The sequence below is a fragment of the Actinoallomurus vinaceus genome (assembly GCF_039542055.1).
Lineage (GTDB): Bacteria > Actinomycetota > Actinomycetes > Streptosporangiales > Streptosporangiaceae > Actinoallomurus > Actinoallomurus vinaceus.
In genome coordinates, this window is sequence record NZ_BAABHK010000012.1 from 192865 (window position 1) to 214490 (window position 21626).

The 21626-nt window shown below is 70.7% G+C and carries 18 protein-coding genes; 14 read left to right on the forward strand and 4 right to left on the reverse strand.

Going from position 1 to position 21626, the window contains the following annotated elements; all coding sequences use genetic code 11:
• Positions 1 to 106 precede the first annotated feature (106 nt).
• Positions 107 to 925, forward strand: coding sequence for an undecaprenyl-diphosphate phosphatase (locus ABEA24_RS35480; protein WP_345436608.1), 819 nt, complete (start codon positions 107 to 109; stop codon positions 923 to 925).
• Positions 926 to 932: 7 nt separating this feature from the next.
• Here the strand turns inward: ABEA24_RS35480 and corA are convergent, their stop codons facing one another.
• A complete protein-coding gene (gene corA / locus ABEA24_RS35485; protein ID WP_345436610.1) occupies positions 933 to 1904 on the reverse strand; it encodes a magnesium/cobalt transporter CorA in 972 nt (323 codons plus the stop codon).
• Between the two features lie 103 nt (positions 1905 to 2007).
• Here corA and ABEA24_RS35490 point away from each other — a divergent pair, with 103 nt between their 5' ends.
• From ABEA24_RS35490 to ABEA24_RS35500, 3 genes are read left to right on the forward strand one after another with little or no spacing between them, the layout of a single operon-like run.
• On the forward strand, positions 2008 to 2670 hold the full coding sequence (locus tag ABEA24_RS35490) for a histidine phosphatase family protein (protein WP_345436612.1): 663 nt from the start codon (positions 2008 to 2010) through the stop codon (positions 2668 to 2670).
• 10 nt (positions 2671 to 2680) lie between these two features.
• Positions 2681 to 3232 carry a DUF3090 domain-containing protein gene (locus tag ABEA24_RS35495; protein WP_345436615.1) on the forward strand — a complete coding sequence of 184 codons (552 nt, stop codon included), beginning with the start codon at positions 2681 to 2683 and terminating at the stop codon, positions 3230 to 3232.
• 28 nt (positions 3233 to 3260) lie between these two features.
• Positions 3261 to 4025, forward strand: a complete 765-nt coding sequence (locus ABEA24_RS35500) for an SCO1664 family protein (protein WP_345436617.1) — start codon at positions 3261 to 3263, stop codon at positions 4023 to 4025.
• 106 nt (positions 4026 to 4131) lie between these two features.
• Here ABEA24_RS35500 and ABEA24_RS35505 read toward each other — a convergent pair whose 3' ends face one another.
• Positions 4132 to 5067: an alpha/beta hydrolase gene (locus ABEA24_RS35505; protein ID WP_345436619.1), complete on the reverse strand. Its 936-nt coding sequence runs from the start codon at positions 5065 to 5067 to the stop codon at positions 4132 to 4134.
• A 251-nt stretch (positions 5068 to 5318) separates the two neighbouring features.
• Between ABEA24_RS35505 and mshC the strand changes: the two genes are divergently transcribed.
• Positions 5319 to 6575 (forward strand): cysteine--1-D-myo-inosityl 2-amino-2-deoxy-alpha-D-glucopyranoside ligase, encoded by a 1257-nt coding sequence (gene mshC, locus ABEA24_RS35510; RefSeq protein ID WP_345436621.1) that lies wholly within the window; start codon positions 5319 to 5321, stop codon positions 6573 to 6575.
• Between the two features lie 304 nt (positions 6576 to 6879).
• Here mshC and ABEA24_RS35515 read toward each other — a convergent pair whose 3' ends face one another.
• Entirely contained in the window at positions 6880 to 7728 is an 849-nt protein-coding gene (locus ABEA24_RS35515; protein ID WP_345436623.1) for a PAC2 family protein, read from the reverse strand.
• Positions 7729 to 7829: 101 nt separating this feature from the next.
• Entirely contained in the window at positions 7830 to 8288 is a 459-nt protein-coding gene (locus ABEA24_RS35520) for a universal stress protein (RefSeq protein WP_345436625.1), read from the reverse strand.
• A 155-nt stretch (positions 8289 to 8443) separates the two neighbouring features.
• Between ABEA24_RS35520 and metH the strand changes: the two genes are divergently transcribed.
• From metH to ABEA24_RS35565, 9 genes are all read left to right on the forward strand, one after another.
• On the forward strand, positions 8444 to 11920 hold the full coding sequence (gene metH / locus ABEA24_RS35525; RefSeq protein WP_345436627.1) for a methionine synthase: 3477 nt from the start codon (positions 8444 to 8446) through the stop codon (positions 11918 to 11920).
• A gap of 80 nt (positions 11921 to 12000) precedes the next feature.
• Positions 12001 to 12660 (forward strand): HAD family hydrolase, encoded by a 660-nt coding sequence (locus ABEA24_RS35530; protein WP_345436629.1) that lies wholly within the window; start codon positions 12001 to 12003, stop codon positions 12658 to 12660.
• A gap of 190 nt (positions 12661 to 12850) precedes the next feature.
• Positions 12851 to 13285, forward strand: a complete 435-nt coding sequence (locus tag ABEA24_RS35535; RefSeq protein ID WP_345436631.1) for a hypothetical protein — start codon at positions 12851 to 12853, stop codon at positions 13283 to 13285.
• A 254-nt stretch (positions 13286 to 13539) separates the two neighbouring features.
• Positions 13540 to 14538 (forward strand): ABC transporter permease, encoded by a 999-nt coding sequence (locus tag ABEA24_RS35540; RefSeq protein WP_345436633.1) that lies wholly within the window; start codon positions 13540 to 13542, stop codon positions 14536 to 14538.
• A gap of 48 nt (positions 14539 to 14586) precedes the next feature.
• Positions 14587 to 16338, forward strand: a complete 1752-nt coding sequence (locus ABEA24_RS35545) for an ABC transporter substrate-binding protein (protein ID WP_345436635.1) — start codon at positions 14587 to 14589, stop codon at positions 16336 to 16338.
• A gap of 80 nt (positions 16339 to 16418) precedes the next feature.
• Complete coding sequence (locus ABEA24_RS35550; RefSeq protein WP_345436638.1) at positions 16419 to 17432, forward strand: ABC transporter permease; 1014 nt, start codon at positions 16419 to 16421, stop codon at positions 17430 to 17432.
• The gene (locus ABEA24_RS35555) at positions 17429 to 18490 is read left to right on the forward strand and encodes an ABC transporter ATP-binding protein (protein ID WP_345436640.1); all 1062 of its coding nucleotides are present in this window, start codon (positions 17429 to 17431) and stop codon (positions 18488 to 18490) included. Before ABEA24_RS35550 ends, ABEA24_RS35555 begins: the two co-directional genes overlap by 4 nt.
• 85 nt (positions 18491 to 18575) lie before the next feature.
• Positions 18576 to 19664 (forward strand): ABC transporter ATP-binding protein, encoded by a 1089-nt coding sequence (locus ABEA24_RS35560; RefSeq protein ID WP_345436643.1) that lies wholly within the window; start codon positions 18576 to 18578, stop codon positions 19662 to 19664.
• A gap of 259 nt (positions 19665 to 19923) precedes the next feature.
• Positions 19924 to 21618 carry an ABC transporter substrate-binding protein gene (locus ABEA24_RS35565; RefSeq protein WP_345436645.1) on the forward strand — a complete coding sequence of 565 codons (1695 nt, stop codon included), beginning with the start codon at positions 19924 to 19926 and terminating at the stop codon, positions 21616 to 21618.
• Positions 21619 to 21626 lie beyond the last annotated feature (8 nt).

Below are 21626 nucleotides of genomic sequence, written 5' to 3' on the forward strand. Positions count from 1 at the left end.
GACACGCCCACCCATGGGACGAGCCGGGGCCGTCGCGGCACTAGGCTGCCATCGTCATTCGGCGATCCCGCGCCTGCCGGCCGGGTGTTAAGGAGACTCCGGACCCGTGAACTTCGTGCAAGCGACCGTGTTGGGCATCGTGCAGGGCCTCACCGAGTTCCTGCCGATCTCCAGCTCCGCACATCTTCTGATCGTGCCGCGGCTGCTCGGCTGGAAGGACCCGGGCGCGGCGTTCACGGCGGTCATCCAGCTCGGCACGATGCTCGCGGTCCTTCTCTTCTTCTGGCGGGACATCGTGCGCATCATCGGCACGTGGTTCCGCAGCCTCACCGACAAGGAGCTGCGGGGCCACCTCGACGCGCGGATGGGGTGGTACGTCGGGCTCGGCACGATCCCCGTCTCGGTCGCCGGCCTGGCGTTCAACCACCTGATCGAGGGCCCGGCCCGCAACCTGTGGATCAACGCGGGCTCGCTCATCGTCATGGGCCTGGTGATGATGATCGCCGAGTGGGCGGGCCGGCAGAAGCTCGAGGTCGGCGACCTGAACATGCGGGACGGGCTGATCATCGGCGGCTTCCAGTGCCTCGCGCTGATCCCGGGGTCCTCGCGGTCGGGCTCCACCATCACCGGCGGCCTCTTCCTCGGGTACACGCGCGAGGCCGCGGCGCGCTACTCCTTCCTGCTGTCCATCCCGGCGGTGGTCCTGTCCGGCCTGTTCGAACTGCGCAAGGTGAGCGAGGGCGGCCTGCCGGTCACCGGCACGGCCGTCGCCACCGTCGTGTCGTTCGTGGTCGGGTACGCCTCGATCGCCTGGCTGCTGAAGTTCCTGGTCCGCCACTCGACGCTGGTGTTCACCTACTACCGCGTGGCGCTCGGCGGCGTGCTGATCGGCCTGCTCGCCGCCGGAGCGATCACCGCGAGGTGAGGCCGGGTCAGAGCCAGCCGCTCTTGCGGAACCAGCGGTAGAGCCCCACGCAGATCGTCAGGATCAGCAGCAGCGCCCCCGGATAGCCCCACCACTGCTTCAGCTCCGGCATGTGCTCGAAGTTCATCCCGTACACGCCGGTCACCATCGTGGGCACCGCCAGGATCGCCGCCCAGGCGGAGATCTTGCGCATGTCCTCGTTCTGCTGCATGCCGACCTGGGCCAGGTGCGCGTTCAGCACGTTCGTCAGCAGCTCGCTATGGGAGTCGACCCGCTCGTCGACGCGCAGCAGGTGGTCGAGGACGTCGCGGAAGTACTCGAGCGTGCCGTCCGGGAGCTGGATCCGGCGCTTGACGATGTCCTGCAGGACCGGGATGAGCGGGTCCTCCGCGCCGCGGAACTCCAGCACCTCGCGCTTGAGGTCGTAGATCTTCTCGGTCACCGTGATGCGTTCCGGCGAGAAGACCTCGCGCTCCAGCTCGATGATGTCGGTCTCGACCTCGTGCGCGATCGCCTCGTACCGGTCGACGACCTCGTCGAGGACCGTGTAGAGGACGGCGCCGGGCCCGTGGCCCATCAGGTCCGGGTCGGCCTCCAGCCGTCGGCGCACCTCCTTGAGCGGGCTGCCCTGCCCGTGCCGCACCGTGATCACAAAGTCCGCGCCGATGAACAGCATGATCTCGCCGACCTCGATGTCGGAGGTCTCGTCGATGTAGCGCAGCGTCTTGATGACGACGAACAGCGTGTCGCCGTAGCGTTCGAGCTTGGGGCGCTGGTGGGCGTTGACGGCGTCCTCGATCGCGAGGGGGTGCAACTGCAGCTCGCCGGCGACCAGGTCGAACTCCTCGCGGGTCGGCTCGTGCAGGCCGATCCACATGAAGGCGTCGCCGTTCTCGCGGGCGATGTCGAGGGCGTCGCTGAGGTCGCCGTCGACGCTCTCTCGCTCGCCCTTCCGGTAAATGGCGCAATCCATGATCATGGCAACACATTGTCGCGCATCGGGGGTTAACAAATCGTCCAACACTGCCTACCCAGCGAAACGCGCGGCAAGCGCCGTTCGGACTGCGACTAGAGTTCACCGGGTGGCCACACTTCTGTTGGTACGCCATGGGCTGACCGAGATGACCGGGCCGGTGCTCGCGGGCTGGACGCCGGGGGTGCACCTGGACGAGCGCGGCCGGCGGCAGGTCGCCGAGCTCGCGGCGCGGCTCGCGCCGGTGTCCCTGGACATGATCGTCTCCAGTCCGCTGGAGCGCTGCCAGGAGACCGCGCAGGCGATCCTGGCCGGCCGTGACGGCCTGGGCGTCCAGACCGACGAGCGGTTCGGCGAGGTCCGGTACGGCGAGTGGACCGGCCGCCGGCTCGAGGAACTGGCCAAGGAAGACCTCTGGAAGGTCGTCCAGGCGCACCCGAGCGCCGCCCGGTTCCCGGGCGGGGAGTCCCTCGCCGAGGCGCAGCACCGGGCCGTGTCCGCGGTCCGGGAGTGGAACGACCGGCTCGCCCCGGAGGCCACGTACCTCGTCTGCAGCCACGGCGACATCATCAAGGCGATCGTGGCCGACGCGCTCGGTCTCCACCTGGACCAGTTCCAGCGCATCCAGGCCGATCCGGCGGCTCTCACCGTCATCCGCTACACCGAGCTGCGCCCGTTCCTCGTCCGCCTGAACGACGTCGGCGGCCGAGTCGACGATCTTCTTGCGAAGTCGGGGCGGGACAGTGACGCGGCGGTCGGCGGCGGAGCGTAGGGTCATCCTCATGCCGGTCATCGCATACGACATGCCCGACAGGTTCGTGGCGGGCACCGTCGGCCAGCCGGGCGACCGCGCCTTCTTTCTCCAGGCGCGGGACGGACGCCGCGTCACCAGCGTGGGACTGGAGAAGTTCCAGGTGACGTTGCTGGCCGAACGCCTCGAGGAGCTCCTGGACGAGGTCCTGCGCCAGGGCGGGGGCGCCCCGATGGTGCCCGCGGTCGCGCCCGTCGAGCTGCAGGACGACGAGCCCCTCGAGCAGCCGATCGAAGAGGAGTTCCGGGTCGGGACCATGGCCCTCGCCTGGGACCCGGAGGATCAGCGCGTCGTCATCGAGGCCCAGGAGATGACCGAGCGCGAGGACGACGAGGCCGACATCGGCAGCGAGGACCCTGTCGTCGCCGTGCTGCGGGTGCGCATCACAGCCGCCCAGGCCCGCGCGTTCGCGCAGCGGGCCCTGAAGATCGTCGCGGCGGGACGGCCGCCGTGCCCGCTGTGCGGGCTCCCGCTCGACGCCCAGGGCCACGTGTGCCCTCGGCAGAACGGCCATCTTGGCTGAGACCTCGATCCCCTGGACACTTAGAGCCATGAGTCAGCCCTCCAGGTCCGGCGTCGGCGGTGACGGCGCACTGACGCCCGCCGACACCGAGGCCGCCCTCCGCCTTCTGCAGCACGGCGACATCACCATCGAAGGGCGACTCGTCGCGGCCAGCAACGCGACGCTGTACTGCTCGATCACCTATGACGGCATGCGGGCCAACTGCGTCTACAAACCCGTGTCCGGCGAGCGCCCGCTGTGGGACTTCCCCGACGGCACCCTGGCGGGCCGCGAGGTCGCCGCCTACCTGGTCTCCGAGGAGATGGGCTGGCAGGTCGTGCCGCCGACCGTGCACCGCGACGGCCCCTTCGGGCCCGGCATGGTGCAGCTGTGGATCGAGCACGACACCGAGGTCGACCTGCTGGCGCTGTCGCGCGGCGACGACCCGGCCGTGCGCCGCATGGCCGTCTTCGACGCCGTGGTCAACAACGCCGACCGGAAGATCGGCCACCTCCTGCCGATCCAGGGCGGCCACGTCTACGGCTGCGACCACGGGGTGTGCTTCTCCGCCGAGTACAAGCTCCGCACCGTGCTGTGGCAGTGGCGGGGCAAGCCCCTCACCTCCGAGGCCGTCGACGCCCTGCAGCGAGTACGCCGCACCTTCACCCGGGGCGGCTTCGCCCGCCGGCTGTCCGCGCTGCTGACCGGCGAGGAGATCGAGGCGATCCACGGCCGCATCGAGCTCATGCTCAAACACCGGATCCACCCCTACCCACCGGAGGACTGGCCCGCCATCCCCTGGCCGCCCCTGTAGGCCCGCCATCCCCTGGCCCGTCCCTGTAGGCCTGGCGTTCCGGCGCCGGTCGCCGGACGAGGGACGGAGCGCGGCCGCCAAGGCGGGCGCGAGGACGGACGGCGGGCTACTGCGGTGAGCCCGTGGGAGTGGGTGAGTCGGTGGGAGTGGGTGAGTCGCTCACGGGGCCCGGCGCTCCGGCCTTCGTCCAGCCCTGGGCGAGGAATCCGAAGGCGTCTGGGAGAACGCTGCGCACGTAGTCCCAGTCATGGCTGCCGGCGCGTACGTCGAGCACGGCCGGCACCCCCGCCGCGTCGAGCAGCTTCTTGAACCGCTGCGGCTCGCCCTTGATGACGTCGTTGTCGTCGCTCTCGGCCGCGGCCAGGAAGATCCTGAGCCGCCGCGCGGCGGCGAGGTTCTGGTCCGGCCGGTTCGCGGCGATGACGTCGTCCTTGTCGGCGAACATGTGCGACGGGTCGTCGACGTGGAAGTAGCCGGAGATCGAGGCCACCGCGCCGAACACGTCGGGGTGCCGCAGCGCGAGGTTCATCGAGCCGTACCCGCCCATGGAGAAGCCGGCGATGGCGCGGTGCGCGGCGTCGCGGCGGTGCCGGCCCTCGACGGCGGGGATCACCTCATCGAGCACCCGGTCCTCGACCCGGTCGGACCCGTCGACGGCGTTCGCCCACTCGGTGTCGTCGTGGTGGCTGCCGTTGCCGTCCGGCACCGCCAGCACGAACGGCGTGCCCCCGTGGGCGACGTACGCCGCGACCTGCCGGCCGAGCCCCTCGTCCTCGATCAGGGTCTTGGGGTCGCTGGGCACGCCGTGCAGGAAGTACAGGACGGGCAGTTTGCGCGTCTCCGGCACGTCGGGACGCCACACGTACACGCCGTACGTCTTGTGGTCGGCCGGGTCGGTGACCTTGATCAGCGTCAGCCCGGGGCGCGCCGGGGACGGGGTGTCGAGGTCCTTCGGGCGGGTGTCGGCCGAGCCGTGGTGCAGGCCCACGTTGATGGTCACGTACGCGAGCCCGAGCGCCAGCGCGAGCGTTCCCGCCCACACGGAAAGGCCCGCCAGCGGCGGGCGACGACGTTTCCTACGGTGTTTCGACACAGCGTGGGCTCAGACTAGGGGGAGGGGACAGGCGCATCCAGACTTCCACATCGCCGATGGACCAGCAGTTATTCCACGCCACATGGGCGACTCTTTACCCTTTGCCCGTGTGTTGGAACCGTGTCCGGGTATCTGAATGATCGTCCGTGGGCCGAACCTGCTCGACGGCCCGCCCGGCCGCTGCGGTTAGGCTGCAGGGTATGCGATCGTGGCCCGCCCCCAAGGTCCCCAGCCTGGCCGAACACGGCCTTCCCGCCCCCGGCGACGTCCGGCTGAGCGTCTACGACTCGGCCGCCGGCGCCGTACGCCCCACCGATCCCGGCCCGACCGCGCGGATGTACGTCTGCGGCATCACGCCCTACGACGCGACCCATCTGGGTCACGCCGCGACCTACCTCGCGTTCGACCTGGTCAACCGCGTGTGGCGCGACGCCGGGCACGACGTCCACTACGTGCAGAACACCACCGACGTCGACGACCCCCTGCTCGAGCGCGCCGGGCAGACGGGGGAGGACTGGCGGGTGCTGGCCGAGCGGGAGATCGCGCTGTTCCGCGACGACATGACCGCCCTGCGCGTGCTCCCTCCCCGTGAGTACGTCGGCGCCGTCGAGTCGATCCCGTTGATCGTCGAGTTCATCGAGCTGCTCCGGTCCAAGGGCGCGACGTACGAGCTGGACGGCGACCTGTACTTCCCGATCTCCGCCGACCCGTCGTTCGGATCGGTGAGCGGCCTGTCGCCGAAGGAGATGCTGCCGCTGTTCGCCGAGCGCGGCGGCGATCCCGCCCGCAAGGGCAAGAAGGACCCCCTGGACGCCCTCCTGTGGCAGGCCGAACGCCCCGGAGAGCCGGCCTGGGACTCCCCGTTCGGGCGGGGCCGGCCCGGCTGGCACGTCGAGTGCTCGGCGATCTCCATACACAACCTCGGCATGGCCTTCGACATCGAGGGCGGCGGCTCGGACCTCGTCTTCCCCCACCACGAGATGGGCGCCTCCCACGCCGAGGTCGCCACGGGGGAGCACCCGCACGCCAAGGCGTACGTCCACGCGGGCATGGTCGGCCTGGACGGCGAGAAGATGTCCAAGTCGCGCGGCAACCTGGTCTTCGTGTCCCGCCTGCGCGCCGACGGCACAGACCCGATGGCGATCCGGCTCGCGCTGCTCGACCACCACTACCGGTCCGACTGGGAGTGGACCGCGGACGACCTGACCCGCGCCCAGGCACGCCTGGCCCGCTGGCGGGAGGCGGTCCTGCTGCCGGCGGCGCCCCCGGCGGGCGACGTCGTGGGCCGGATCCGGCGGCACCTCGCCGACGACCTCGACGCCCCCGCGGCGCTCCTCGCCGTCGACCGCTGGGCCGACCACGCCCTCGGTGTCACCGACGAGGATCGGGAGGCGGACACCGCCGTGCCCGGGCTGGTCCGCACCGCCATCGACGCGCTCCTCGGCATCGAACTGTGACGGTCCCCCGGCGAGGCACGCGCCTCGCCGGGGTCACTCGCCGTCGCGCCGGGCTCTGCGGTGGCCGGAGCCTCGCCGGACCGTTCACCGACTTGGCGCGCCCCAAGGCTCTCCACCGGTCAGGAGGCCTCGCCGGACCGTTCACCGACCTGGCGCCCCACAAGGCACATCGGCCGGCGCCCCGTAAGACGCACCGGCGGTGCGGAAGCCCCGCCCAGGTGCCTCACCGACCCGGTGCCTCGCCGGGGCCGTTCGCAGCCCCGGCGGGCTCTTCGCCTGTTTCGGACCCCCGGCGGGGGTTCGCTTATTCGGAGTCGCCGCGGCGGCGCAGGTAGCGCTCGAACTCCCGGGCGATCGCGTCGCCGCTGGCCTCCGGAAGCTCGGTGGCGTCCTTCTGCTCCTCCAGGGCGCGGACGTACTCCGCGACCTCCGTGTCCTGCTCGGCCAGCTCGTTGACGCCGTTCTCCCAGGCCCGCGCCTGCTCGGGCAGCTCGCCGAGGGACACCGAGACGTCGAGGACGTCCTCGACCCACCGCAGCAGCGCCAGCGTCGCCTTCGGGGACGGCGGCTGCGCCACGTAGTGCGGTACCGCGGCCCACAGGGAGACCGTCTCCAGGTCGGCGTTCGCGCAGGCGTCCTGGAGCACGCCCAGGATGCCCGTCGGCCCCTCGTACCGGGCCGGCTCGAGCCGCATCCGCTTGGCCAGGCCGTCGTCGGAGGAGGCCGCGGTCACCGGCACGGGACGGGTGTGCGGGGCGTCGGCCAGCAGCGCGCCGAGCAGCACGACGGTCTGGGCACCCAGCTCCAGCATGATGCCGACCAGGTCCCGGCAGAACGCCCGCCAGCGCATGTTCGGCTCGATGCCATGGATCAGCACCACGTCACGGTCGGAGCCCGGCAGCTTGGCCAGTGACAGGCGGGTCGTCGGCCAGCTGATGCGCCGGGTCTGCCCGTCGACCATCTCGACGGTGGGCCGCGTCACCTGGAAGTCGTAGTAGTCGTCCGGGTCGAGCGCCGCCAGCGGGGTGGCACCCCAGCTCTCCTCCAGGTGGCGGATCACACCGCTCGCCGCTTCGCCGGCGTCGTTCCACCCCTCGAAGGCGGCGATCACCACCGGCTCGACGAGCTCCGGCACATCGTCGAGCTCGACCACGCGCTGCCTCCCCATCGACGTCCGATAAACGACATGTCCAGCCTATGTCCTGTACGCGCCCTGGCGTCCCCTTGAGATCACGTCAGGTTTCACGGAGGCCGTCACCGGCCGTCGGTGGTGCGGACGATGAGGACGTCACAGGGGGCGCGATGGGACAGGTTCGCCGGCACGGAGCCCAGTATCCGGCCCGCGAGGCTGTTCAGCCCGCGATTGCCGACCACGACGAGGTCGGCGCGGCGGTCGACGGCCAGTTCCACCAGGGTGTCGACGGCGTCGCCCTCGACCGCGACCTCGTCGATGTCGCGGGCGCCGGCGGCGACGGCCCGCTCGCGGGCGGCGCGCAGCGCGTCGTCGGCGGGCGTGGAGCCCTCGACCTTGTAGGCGAGGTCGCCGAGCCGGTCGGCGGCGTGCTGACGCTCGCGGGCGGGCATCGGCTGGTAGGCGCAGGCGAGGACCAGCGTCGCACCGGCGTCGGCCGCGATCCGCGCCGCGGCCTCGACCGCCCGGAACGAGGATGTGGAACCGTCGGTGCCGACGAGGACGGTGCTGTACGAACCCACGGGCCCTCCCAGATCTGATCTCTAAGTCACAACGCGCCTCGACCGTAACGGTTACGGAACGCACGCGGGCGGAGACGTCGATCACGTTCGGCCGTGCGGCGGCTCGAGGCGCGCACGATCGGGGCTCGGGTGGGCCGCCGATAGGCTAGGGGCCCATGAGCGCGACGCCAGAGACCCTTCGCCAGGCCCTCCGTGACCGAGTCGTCGTGGCCGACGGCGGCATGGGGACGATGCTCCAGGCGGCGGGCCCCACCCTCGACGACTTCGAGGGCCATGAGGGCTGCAACGAGATCCTCAACGCGACCCGCCCGGACATCGTGCGCCGGGTCCACGCCGAGTACTTCGCCGCCGGCGTCGACTGCGTCGAGACCAACACCTTCGGCGCCAACCTCGGCAACCTCGGCGAGTACGGCATCACCGAGCGGATCGAGGAGCTGTCGGAGGCGGGGGCGAGGATCGCCTGCGAGGTCGCCGCGGAGCTGTCGACGCCGGACCGGCCGCGCTGGGTCCTGGGCTCGATGGGCCCGGGCACGAAGCTGCCGACGCTCGGCCACGTGTCCTTCGCCGAGCTGCGCGACGCGTACGAGCGCAACGCCGCCGGCCTGATCGCGGGCGGCGCGCACGCCCTCATCGTCGAGACCTGCCAGGACCTGCTGCAGGCGAAGGCGGCCATCATCGGCGCCAAGCGGGCGATCGCCGAGGCCGGCACCGGTACGGTCCTCATCGGGCAGGTCACCATCGAGCAGAACGGCGCGATGCTGCTCGGCTCGGAGATCGGCGCGGCGCTGACCGCCCTGGAGCCGCTCGAGCTCGACGTCATCGGCCTCAACTGCGCGACCGGCCCGGCCGAGATGAGCGAGCACCTGCGCTACCTCGCCCGGCACGGCGGCACCGCGCTGTCCTGCATGCCCAACGCCGGGCTGCCGGAGCTGACCTCCGACGGCGCGTTCTACCCGCTGACGCCGGAGGAACTGGCCGACGCGCACGACACCTTCACCCGCGAGTTCGGCCTGTCGCTGGTCGGCGGCTGCTGCGGCACCACCCCCGAGCACCTGCGCCGCGTCGTGGAGAGGGTCCGGGGGCGGGAGGTGACCACCCGCAGGCCGCGGCCGGAGGCCGGCGCCGCCTCGCTCTACCAGCACGTGCCGTTCCGGCAGGACACCTCCTACCTGGCGATCGGGGAGCGCACCAACGCCAACGGCTCCAAGGCGTTCCGGGAGGCGATGCTGGAGGGCCGCTGGGACGACTGCGTCAAGATCGCCCGCGACCAGGCCCGTGACGGCGCCCACCTGCTCGACCTGTGCGTGGACTACGTCGGCCGCGACGGCGTCGCCGACATGAAGGAGCTGGGGTTCCGGTTCGCCACCGCCTCCACCCTGCCGATCGTGCTCGACTCGACGGAGCCGCCGGTCATCCAGGCCGGGCTGGAGATGCTCGGCGGCCGCGCCGTCATCAACTCGGTCAACTACGAGGACGGCGACGGCCCGGAGTCCCGCACCGCCCGGCTCATGCCGGTCGTCAAGGAGCACGGCGCCGCCGTCATCGCCCTGACGATCGACGAGGAGGGCCAGGCCCGTACGGCGGAGTGGAAGGCCCGCGTCGCCGACCGGCTGATCGCGGACCTGACCGGCACGTGGGGCATGCGGCCCGAGGACATCATCATCGACTGCCTGACGTTCACGATCGGCACCGGTCAGGAGGAGTCGCGGCGCGACGCCGTCGAGACGATCGACGCGATCCGTGAGATCAAGCACCGCCATCCGAGCGTCCAGACCACGCTCGGCCTGTCCAACGTCTCCTTCGGCCTCAACCCGGCCGCCCGCATCGTCCTCAACTCCGTCTTCCTCAACGAGTGCGTCAACGCGGGCCTCGACTCCGCGATCGTGCACGCCTCCAAGATCCTCCCGATGGCGCGGATCCCCGACGAGCAGCGTCAGGTGGCGCTCGATCTCGTCTACGACCGGCGCCGGGACGGCTACGACCCGCTGCAGCGGTTCCTGGAGCTGTTCGAGGGCGTCGACGCGGCGGCCATGCGCGCCGACCGGGCGGCCGAGCTCGCCGGCCTGCCGCTGTGGGAGCGGCTGAAGCGGCGCATCATCGACGGTGAGCTCGACGGCCTGAACGCCGACCTGGACGAGGCCCTGGCCCAGCGCCCGGCCCTGGAGATCGTCAACGACGTGCTGCTCGACGGCATGAAGACCGTGGGCGAGCTGTTCGGCTCCGGCGAGATGCAGCTGCCGTTCGTGCTGCAGTCCGCCGAGGTGATGAAGACCGCGGTGGCCTACCTCGAGCCGTACATGGAGAAGACCGACGAGGGCGGCAAGGGCCGCATCGTGCTGGCCACCGTCAAGGGCGACGTCCACGACATCGGCAAGAACCTCGTCGACATCATCCTGTCCAACAACGGCTACGAGGTGATCAACCTCGGCATCAAGCAGCCGATGTCGGCGATCCTCGACGCGGCCAAGGAGAACCGCGCCGACGTGATCGGCATGTCCGGTCTCCTGGTCAAGTCCACGGTGATCATGAAGGAGAACCTCGAGGAGCTGAACTCCCGGGGGCTCGGCGACCGCTGGCCCGTGCTGCTGGGCGGCGCGGCGCTCACCCGCGCCTACGTCGAGCAGGACCTCGCCGAGCTGTTCGACGGCGAGGTCCGCTACGCCCGCGACGCCTTCGAGGGGCTGCGTCTCATGGACGCGGTCATGGCGGTCAAGCGCGGTGAGGAGGGCGCGGCGCTGCCGCCGCTGCGCCGGCGCCGCGTCGCCGGCGGCGGCGCGAAGCTCAAGGTCACCGAGCCGGAGGACATGCCGAAGCGCTCCGACGTGGCCACCGACAACAAGGTCCCCGAGCCCCCGTTCTGGGGCGACCGGGTCGTCAAGGGCGTCCCGATGGCCGACTACGCCGCCTTCCTCGACGAGCGCGCCACCTTCATGGGCCAGTGGGGCCTGCGAGGATCGCGCGGCGGCGACGGCCCCTCGTACGAGGAGCTCGTGGAGACCGAGGGGCGGCCCCGGCTGCGGATGTGGCTGGACCGCATCCAGACCGAGGGGCTCGTCGAGGCCGGCGTCGTGTACGGCTACTTCCCGTGCGTCAGCGAGGGCGACGACGTGGTCGTACTGAACACCGACGGGACCGAGCGCACCCGGTTCACCTTCCCCCGGCAGCGACGCGATCGGCACCTGTGCCTCGCGGACTTCTTCCGGTCCCGCGAGTCCGGGGCGACCGACGTGATCGGCTTCCAGCTCGTGACGGTCGGCTCGAGGATCAGCAAGGCCACCCAGGAGCTGTTCGAGAAGAACGCCTACCGCGACTACCTCGAGCTGCACGGCCTGTCGGTGCAGCTCGCCGAGGCGCTCGCCGAGTACTGGCACACCCGCGTCCGCTCGGAGCTGGGATTCGGCGGCGAGGACCCCGGCGACATCGAGGAGTTCTTCAAGCTCGGCTACCGGGGCGCGCGGTTCTCCCTCGGCTACGGCGCCTGCCCGGACCTCGAGGACCGCGCGAAGATCGTCGAGTTGCTGCGGCCCGACCGCGTCGGCGTGACGCTGTCGGAGGAGTTCCAGCTCGTCCCCGAGCAGTCCACCGACGCGATCATCGTGCACCACCCGGAGGCGAAGTACTTCAACACCTGACGTCCACCTGAGCCCCACCGTCCCGTTTCCCGGTGCGCCGCCCGCCGCGGGTACCCTTCGTTGCCCCATTTCCGCGGGGGATGAAGGAGATGGTGCGGGTGCTGCAGGCGGTCCTGTTCGACATGGACGGGTTGCTGCTCGACTCCGAGCGGCTCTGGCTGGAGGCCGAGGCCGAGGTGATGGCCTGGCTCGGCGGGTCGTGGGGGCCGGAGCACCAGGAGTTCCTGGTCGGCGGCTCGCTCGACCGCACGGTCGCCTACATGCTGGAGCTGACCGGTATTCCCGCCACCCCCGAAGAGGTCGGCCGCAGGCTGCTCGACGCGATGGCCGAACGGCTGCGCGCCGACGTCCCGCTGATGCCCGGTGCCCGCGACCTGCTCGACGAGGTCCGCGCCGCCGGCCTGCCGTCCGCCCTAGTGTCCTCCACCCACCGAGCGCTGATGGAGCACGCCCTCGACGGCCTGGGACGCGACAGCTTCACCGTGACGGTCGCCGGCGACGAGGTGAGCCGCACGAAGCCCCATCCCGAGCCGTACCTCGCGGCGACCCGCCTCCTGGACGTCGACCCGCGCCGCTGCGTCGCCCTGGAGGACTCGCTCAACGGAGCGACCAGCGGCGCGGCCGCCGGCTGCCACGTCGTCGCGGTGCCCAGCGTGGTGCCGATCGACGCGGCGCCGCGCCGTACCGTCGTGACGTCCCTGCGCGAGATCGACCTGGACCGCCTCCGGGCCCTGATCTGACCGGTCGCCTCAGGGCGTGTCCGGGGTCATGCCAGGGGAGTACCCGGAACGGTCCCGGAGGAGGAGTGCCGAACGCGTCATGACGTGTCACGATGGAGAGGTCACGACAAGGGGTCGGGGTGAGGCCCGGCCGGGCCGGCGGGCGTCCGTCCGCGCCGGAAGGGCCGCCCCGCTGCGGTGAGGTGCGGCAATGAGCGATGTCCTTCTGTTCACGATCAGCCTGGCGGCCACGGTGCTGGGCCTGCTGGGCAGCTGGGGGGCCTACCGCAGGCGCGGGGCCGCCTCGGGCATGCGGGGTGCCGCCTGGTCCATGGTGCCGATGGGCGCCTACCTCACCGGCCTGACCAAGTTCCTGGCCGATCTGGCGTTCAGTCCGGTCAAGTGGGCCGGAGTGGCCCTGTTCGGGCTCGGCGCGCTCCTCTACGTCGTCTCGGGCGTCATGCTGCGCAGTGGCTCACCGGCCGAGGACGAGCCCCGTCGCAAGAGCGCTCCCAAGGAGCCCAAGAGCGCGCCCAAGGGTGCGGCGAAGAGCGAGCTCGAGAGCCGCCGGACGACTCCGGGATCGGCCGTCGACCCGGACCTCGCGGAGATCGAAAAGATTTTGAAGAACCGCGGTATCAGCTGATGACCTGCGAAGATATGAAAAGAGAGTAACGCTCCGCGTCCGGCGGTTCACGCCTTCCGAGATCACATCTGCCCTTGATGACGACGAGATCACAATCGAGACACGGGTACTAGCGCCAGGCTGCTCACGGGCGTGAGAGTCATCCTGGAGAGGATAGGTTCCCTCTCCGATGGACCGAAATGGCCGGAGTCCTCAGGGGGACTTCGGGATGGTCCTTGGATGAACCAAGCGTGCGAACGTGGGAGGTACCTGTCGTGACCGCACCGATCGAGGTCACCGGGTCGGAGCTCGAGGCAAGACCCGATGCCGTCCTCGGCGGCGCGCGCAAGATCGAGGGGCGCTCGCTCGGTCAGATCGCGCTCATGCGGCTGCGGCGCGACAAGCTCGCGATGACCGGCGGCGTCGTGGTGGTCCTGCTGATCCTCATGGCGATCTTCGCCCCGGTGCTGACCTCCTGGTTCGGGCACCCGCCGAGCCAGTTCCACCAGGACCTCATCGACCCGAACCTCCAGCGCCCGCTGCACGGCCCGTGGCACTCGGGGATCAGCGCGAAGTTCCCGCTCGGCATCGAGCCGACCAACGGCCGGGACATCTTCAGCCGCATCGTGTACGGCGCCCGCATCTCGCTGCTCATCGCCTTCCTCGCGACGCTCCTGTCCGTGGTGATCGGCACCGTCCTCGGCATGATCGCCGGATACTTCGGCGGCTGGGTCGACACGGTGATCGCCCGCGCGATGGACGTCTTCCTCGCCTTCCCGATCCTGCTGTTCGCCATCGCGCTCGCCGGCGTCGTGCAGGGCAAGGTCTTCGGGCTGTCCGGCAACGGCCTGCGCGTCGGTCTGCTGATCTTCATCATCGGCTTCTTCAACTGGGCGTACATCGGCCGGATCATCCGCGGCCAGACGCTGTCGCTACGCGAGCGGGAGTTCGTCGACGCCGCGCGGGCGATGGGAGCGCGCGCCCCGTACATCCTGTTCCGCGAGCTGCTGCCGAACCTCGTCGGCCCGATCCTGGTGTACTCCACCCTGCTGATCCCGACGAACATCCTGTTCGAGGCGGCACTGTCCTACCTCGGTGTCGGCGTCAACGAGCCGACCCCGACGTGGGGCGGCATGCTCTCCCAGGCGGTCCCGATCTACTCGGTCGACCCCTGGTTCATGATCGTGCCGGGCGTCGCGATCTTCGTGACGGTGCTCGCGTTCAACCTGTTCGGCGACGGCCTCCGCGACGCTCTGGACCCGCGTGCCCGCTGAACCACGTGCTTTCGCCAGGAAGAATCCCACAAGGAGGAACGTAGCCAAATGAGGAGATCAATCCCTCTCGTCGCGACGGGGCTCGCGGCGACCCTCACCCTGGCCGCCTGCGGCGGCGGGAGCGGTGGTTCGGGCGGGAGCAGCAGCGGTGACGGCTCGTTCAACGCCGGCCTTACCCGGGCCGTGAACCCGTCGACCAAGACCGGGGGCACGCTGCACCTGGCCAACGCGGGTGACTGGGACAACGTCGACCCCGCGGACACCTACTACGCGTTCTCGTGGAACTTCGCGCGGTTCTACGGACGGACGCTGATGATGTTCAAGTCCGTGCCGGGCAAGGACGGCCTCCAGCTGACCCCCGACCTCGCGCAGGGCCCGGGCCAGCACAGCGCCGACCTGAAGACCTGGACCTACAAGCTCAAGCCGGGCATCAAGTACGAGGACGGCACGCCCGTCAAGGCGCAGGACATCAAGTACGACGTCGAGCGGACGCTGGACAAGAAGACGTTCCCGAACGGGCCGACGTACTTCAACGACTACCTCGACCTGCAGGGCTACACCTCGCCCTACAACGACAAGACCCCCGGCAAGCTGGGCCTGAAGGCCGTCGAGACGCCGGACGACTCGACGATCATCTTCCACCTGAAGAAGCCGTTCGGCGCGTTCGACTACTTCGCGATGCAGCCGTCCACGATGCCGGTGCCGCCGGCCAAGGACACGGGCGCGAACTACAAGCAGCACGTCGTCGCCACCGGCCCGTACAAGTTCGAGAACTACACGCCGGGCAAGTCGATCACGCTGGTCCGCAACACCAACTGGGACCCCAGCACCGACCCGAACCGCAAGCAGCTGCCCGACCGGGTCGAGGTCCAGCTCGGCATCAACGCCGACGACGTCGACAACCGCCTCATCAACGGCTCCCTGCAGAGCGACGTGCAGAGCACGGGCGTGCAGGCGGCGGCCGCGGCCAAGATCCAGTCGCAGCCGCAGCTGAAGAAGAACGCTGACGCCGCCCCGACGGCCCGCCTCTGGTATGTCGCGGTCTCCGGTGACGTCAAGCCGTTCGACAACGTCCACTGCCGCAAGGCGATCGAGTACGCGGCCGACAAGCAGGCCATGCAGACCGCGTTCGGCGGCCCGCTGTCGGGCGGCGACATCGCCACGCACCTCATCATGCCGGTGCTGGCGGGCAGCAAGGACATGAACCCCTACCCGTCCGGCGCGGACAACCACGGCGACATCGCCAAGGCCAAGCAGGAGCTCGCCGCCTGCGGCCAGCCCAACGGCTTCAAGACCGTGATCAGCGCCCGCACCGAGCGGACCAAGGAGGTCAACGCCGCGCTCGCGCTGCAGCAGAGCCTCGCCAAGGTCGGCATCCAGGCCGAGATCAAGAAGTTCCCGCAGGGCGACTACTTCAAGCTGTACGCCGGTAAGCCGGAATACGTGAAGAAGAACGGCCTCGGCCTGATGATGATGGCGTGGGCGGCGGACTGGCCGGAGGGCTTCGGCTACCTGTCCCAGATCGTCGACAGCCGTGTCATCCGCGAGGCCGGTAACACCAACCTCGGCGTCAAGGACCCTGAGGTCGACAAGACGCTCGACAAGGCCGTGGTCACCGCCGACACGACCGCCCGGAACGACCTGTGGGCCCAGATCGACGCCAAGGTCATGGACGACGCCTACATCGTGCCGTTCCTGAACGTCAAGGGCCTGATGTACCGGCCGGCGAACGTCAAGAACGCGTTCATCAACCAGGGCCTGAACGGCGAGTACGACTTCGTCCAGATGGGCGTGAAGTAACTCCTCTCTTCCTAGAAGGCAGGTGAAGGCCGCCGGTGGTCGGCGGGCGAGACGCCCGCCGGCCACCGTGGCCGGGCACTGTGGTCACATTCCTCATCCGGCGTCTGATCGCCGCCATCGCATTGCTCGTCATCGTGAGCATGGTGACGTTCGCGATCTTCTTCCTCGTACCGAGGCTGACCGGGGCCAGCACCGCGGACCTCGCCTCCCGGTACGTCGGCAAGAGCGCCGGTCCGCAGGCGATCCACGAGGTCGAGGTACGGCTCGGGCTGAACAAGCCGCTGGCGATCCAGTACTGGAACTTCGTCAAGGGCATCGTCGTCGGCGCGCACTACGACTTCGGACCCTCGAAGGTCTACTGCGGGCCGCCGTGCTTCGGCTACTCCTTCATCAACCAGACCCCGGTCTGGCCGGACCTGCTCGACCGGGCCCCGGTCACCCTCTGGCTCGCGGCCGGCGCGGCGATCATCTGGCTGCTGTTCGGCGTCACGACGGGTGTGGTGTCCGCGCTGAAGCGGGGCTCGGCCGTCGACCGCCTCTCGATGGGCCTGGCGCTGGCCGGCGTCTCCCTGCCCATCTTCTTCACCGGCCTGCTGTCGCTGGCGATCTTCCGCGACAAGCTCGGCTGGTTCCCGAACGCCGGCACCTACGTCGGATTCACCCAGAACCCGATCCAGTGGGCGTCGGCCCTCGTCCTGCCGTGGGTCACCCTCGCCTTCCTCCAGGCGGCGCTGTACGCCCGGCTCACCCGTGCGGGCATGCTGGAGACCATGGGCGAGGACTACATCCGGACGGCCCGGGCCAAGGGCCTGCCCGAACGCACCGTGATCGTCCGACATGCGCTGCGGGCCACGCTCACCCCGGTGCTCACGGTCTTCGGTCTGGACCTGGGCATCCTGCTCGGCGGCGCGGTGCTCACCGAGAGCACCTTCTCCCTACCGGGGCTGGGCAAGTTCGCGATCGAATCGATCAACAACAACGACCTTCCGCGTGTGCTCGGCGTGGTCATGCTCGGCGCGTTCTTCATCGTGCTGGCCAACCTCATCGTGGACATCCTGTACGCGGTGATCGACCCGAGGGTGAGGCTGTCGTGACCCAGGACCTGACCGCCGAGCCGACGGACGTCCGGGGGCCGCGGGCCTTCCTGGAGGTCCGGGACCTGCGCATCCACTTCCCGACCGACGACGGGCTGGTCAAGTCCGTCGACGGGCTGTCGTTCTCCCTCGAACGCGGGCGCACGCTCGGCATCGTCGGGGAGTCCGGCTCGGGCAAGAGCGTCACCAGCCTCGGCCTGCTCGGCCTGCACAACCGCCGCAACGCCAAGGTCTCCGGCGAGATCTGGCTGGACGGCCAGGACGTCGTCGGCTCCACCCCGGAGCAGGTCCGCCGCATGCGCGGCCGGAAGATGGCGATGATCTTCCAGGACCCGCTGTCGTCGATGCACCCGCTCTACTCCGTCGGCGCACAGATCATCGAGGCGTACCGGATCCACAACGACGTCAGCAAGGAGGTCGCGCGCAAGCACGCGATCGACATGCTGGGCCGGGTCGGCATCCCGCAGCCGGATCGGCGGGTCGACGACTACCCGCACCAGTTCTCCGGCGGCATGCGGCAGCGCGCGATGATCGCCATGGCGCTCGCCTGCGACCCCGAGCTGCTGATCGCCGACGAGCCCACCACGGCGCTCGACGTGACGGTGCAGGCGCAGATCCTCGACCTGATCCGCGACCTGCAGGAGGAGTTCGACTCCGCCGTCATCATGATCACCCATGACCTGGGCGTGGTCGCCGAGCTGTCCGACGACATCCTCGTGATGTACGGCGGCCGGTGCGTGGAGTACGGCTCGGCCGAGGACATCTTCCACCGGCCCGAGCACCCCTACACCTGGGGCCTGCTCGGCTCGATGCCGCGCCTGGACCGTGACCGGTCCGAGCGCCTGCTGCCCATCAAGGGCTCCCCGCCCAGCCTCATCAACGTCCCGGCCGGCTGCGCGTTCAGCCCCCGCTGCGCCTACGCTGAGCTCAACGACGGCCGCAGCGAGACCGAGCGGCCGGAGCTGCGCGAGATCGCACCGGGCCACCGGGTCGCCTGCCACCTCGCCAAGGAGGACCGGCGGCGCATCTGGAACGACGAGATCCGGCCGAGGCTTTGAGCGACAGGACCCTGGGCGGCGGCCGCGCGGCGCCGGCGGTCGACGTACGGCACCGGCCCGAGGGCCGGAGTGAACTGGAGACACAGTGACTACACCCGACAGCGAGGTCGTGGCGGAGCAGCGGCCGGCCGACGACGGCGACGCGCTGCTGGAGGTCCGTGGGCTGCGCAAGCACTTCCCGGTGACCCGCGGCGCGGTGGTCAAGCGCCAGGTGGGCGCGGTCAAGGCGGTCGACGGTATCGACTTCACGGTGCGCCCGGGCGAGACGTTCGGCCTGGTGGGGGAGTCCGGCTGCGGCAAGACCACCACCGGCCGGATGATCACCCGTCTGCTGGAGCCGTCGGACGGCCAGATCATCTTCGAGGGCCAGGACATCACCCACGTCTCCCAGGGGAAGATGCGGCCGCTGCGGCGCGACCTGCAGATGATCTTCCAGGACCCGTACTCCTCGCTGAACCCCCGCAAGACCGTCGGCTCGATCATCGGCGCGCCGTACCGGCTGCAGGGCATCGAGACCGAGAACGGCGTCAAGCGGGCCGTCCAGGACCTCCTCGAGGTCGTCGGGCTCAACCCCGAGCACTACAACCGCTACCCGCACGAGTTCTCCGGCGGCCAGCGGCAGCGCATCGGCATCGCCCGTACCCTCGCGCTGCGGCCCAAGCTCATCGTCGCGGACGAACCGGTCTCCGCGCTCGACGTGTCGATCCAGGCGCAGGTGGTCAACCTCCTGGAGGACCTGCAGGAGGAGTTCAACCTCACCTACGTCGTCATCGCCCACGACCTGTCGGTGGTGCGCCACATCTCCGACCGGGTCGGCGTGATGTACCTCGGCAAGATGGTCGAGCTGTCCGACGGCAAGGGCCTGTACGAGAGCCCGATGCACCCCTACACCGTCGCGCTGCTGTCGGCGGTCCCGGTCCCCGACCCGACCAAGCGCAAGGGCCGTGATCGCGTACGCCTGCAGGGCGACGTCCCCAGCCCGCTCAACCCGCCGCCGGCCTGCCGGTTCCACACCCGTTGCTGGAAGGCCCAGGAGATCTGCGGCAAGGTCGAGCCGCCGCTGGTCGAGGTCATTCCCGGGCATCGCGTCGCCTGCCACTTCCCGGAGAACGCCCCGGAGGGCGCGGGCGCGATGGTCACCAAGGCGGCCGAGGAGGCCGGCCTCGCCGAATAGGGCGACCAGCGGAACGCACGCCCGCCCCCGCGCCGCCGACGGCGCGGGGGCGGGCGTTTCCGCGCCCGGCCGTCAGGCACCGGCACGTCGCCGGGCTGTTGGGCACCGGCACACGGCGCCCGGACGTCAGGTGGGCGTACGCGGCGCGCGGTCGTCAGGCGGCGGTACGGGGTGCCCGGTCGCCTCCAGGGCGCCAAGGTGGCGAAGCTCTCATGGCATGCGCTTGGTGCAAACATGCACTCGTTGCAATGATTTACCCGTGAGAGGCAGACTCGCGGCCTGCGCCGTCCTCCTCGTGCTCGGCGCCGCCGCCTGCGGCGGCGGGCGGACCACGGCGCGTCCCGGCACGTCGTACGACCAGGCGTCGTCCCGGGTCGTGCGCCCGTCGACGGCCCGCGGCGGCACCCTGCGCCTCGCCGTCACCGACGCCCCGGTCTCCCTCGACCCCGGCGACATCGGCCTGGCCTACGAGGCGGACCTCGCCCGCCTGTACGCGCGCTCCCTCGTCACCTACGCGCCGGCGCCCAGAGCGGCGGGCCTGCGCCTCGTCCCGGACCTGGCCGAGAGCCTGGGGCGGCCGGGCGACGGCGGCCGGACCTGGACGTACCGGCTTCGCCGCGGGCTCACGTACGAGGACGGCACCCCCGTCCGGGCCCGCGACGTCAAGTACGCCGTCGCCCGCAGCGGCTACACCGCCCAGCTCACCCACGGGCCCCGCGACCTGCGCGAGGCGCTCACCGGCACCTACTGGGGGCCCTACCTCGACCGCGACCTGGACCACTTCACCGGTGTCACCACCCCGGACGACCGTACGGTCGTGTTCCACCTGAAGAAGCCCGACACCGACTTCGACCACCTCGCGGCGAGCCCGCAGACCGCGCCCGTGCCCCCGGCGAAGGACACCCGGCTCGACTACGAGAGGCACCCGCTGTCGACCGGGCCGTACCGTTTCGCGCGGCACGACGTCGGCACGGGTTTCACGCTCGTGCGCAACCCGCACTGGCGCGACGACCCGAACCGCGCGGCCCTGCCCGACCGTATCGAGGTGACCGAGAGGGTCGCCGCCGCCGACCTCGACGCCCGGCTGCTGGCCGGCGACCTCGACGCCGACCTGGCCGGCGCGGGCGTCCAGCCCAAGACCCGCGCCACGATCCTCGGCAGCCCCGCGAGGGCCGCGAACGCCGACGCGCCGCCGACGGGACTCCTGCACTACGCCGCGCTCTCGACCGGCGTCCCGCCGTTCGGCGACGTCCACTGCCGCCGCGCGGTGCAGTACGCCGTCGACCGCTCCGCGATCCAGCGCGCCTACGGCGGCCCGGCCACCGGCACACCGGCCACGACCATGCTGCCGCCCACGGTCACCGGCCACCGACCGGCGAACCCCTATCCGCACGACCTGACCGCGGCCCGGCGGGAACTGCGGGCCTGCGGCCGGCCGACCGGCTTCACCACCGGCATCGCCGTGCGAGGCGACCGGCCGGGCGACGTCGCCGCCGCCCAGGCGCTCCGCCGCTCCCTCGCCGACATCGGGATCAACGCCCAGGTCACGACCCTGTCGGCGTTCCAGTGGGGGAGCAGGGCCGGCTCGCCCGCCTACGTCCACCGGCAGGGCCTGGGCGTCCTCATCGACGCCTGGGCGGCCGACCGCCCCACCGGGTACGGGTTCCTGCGCCCCATCACCGGCCCGGCCGCGAAGGTCAACAATCCCGACCTCGCCGAGCTGCGGGACCCGGCCGTCGACCGGCTGCTCGACGAGGGGGCCCGGACCACCGACGCGGCGCGGCGGGCACGGTTGTGGGGCGACGCGGACCGCGCGGTGATGGAGTCCGCGGCGTTCGTGCCCCTCATCGACGACGAGAGCCTGCTCTACCGCCCCGCGACCCTCACCAACGCCTACGTGCATCCGGCCTACGGCATGTACGACTACGCGGCCCTGGGCGTCACCCGCCGCTGACCGCAGCT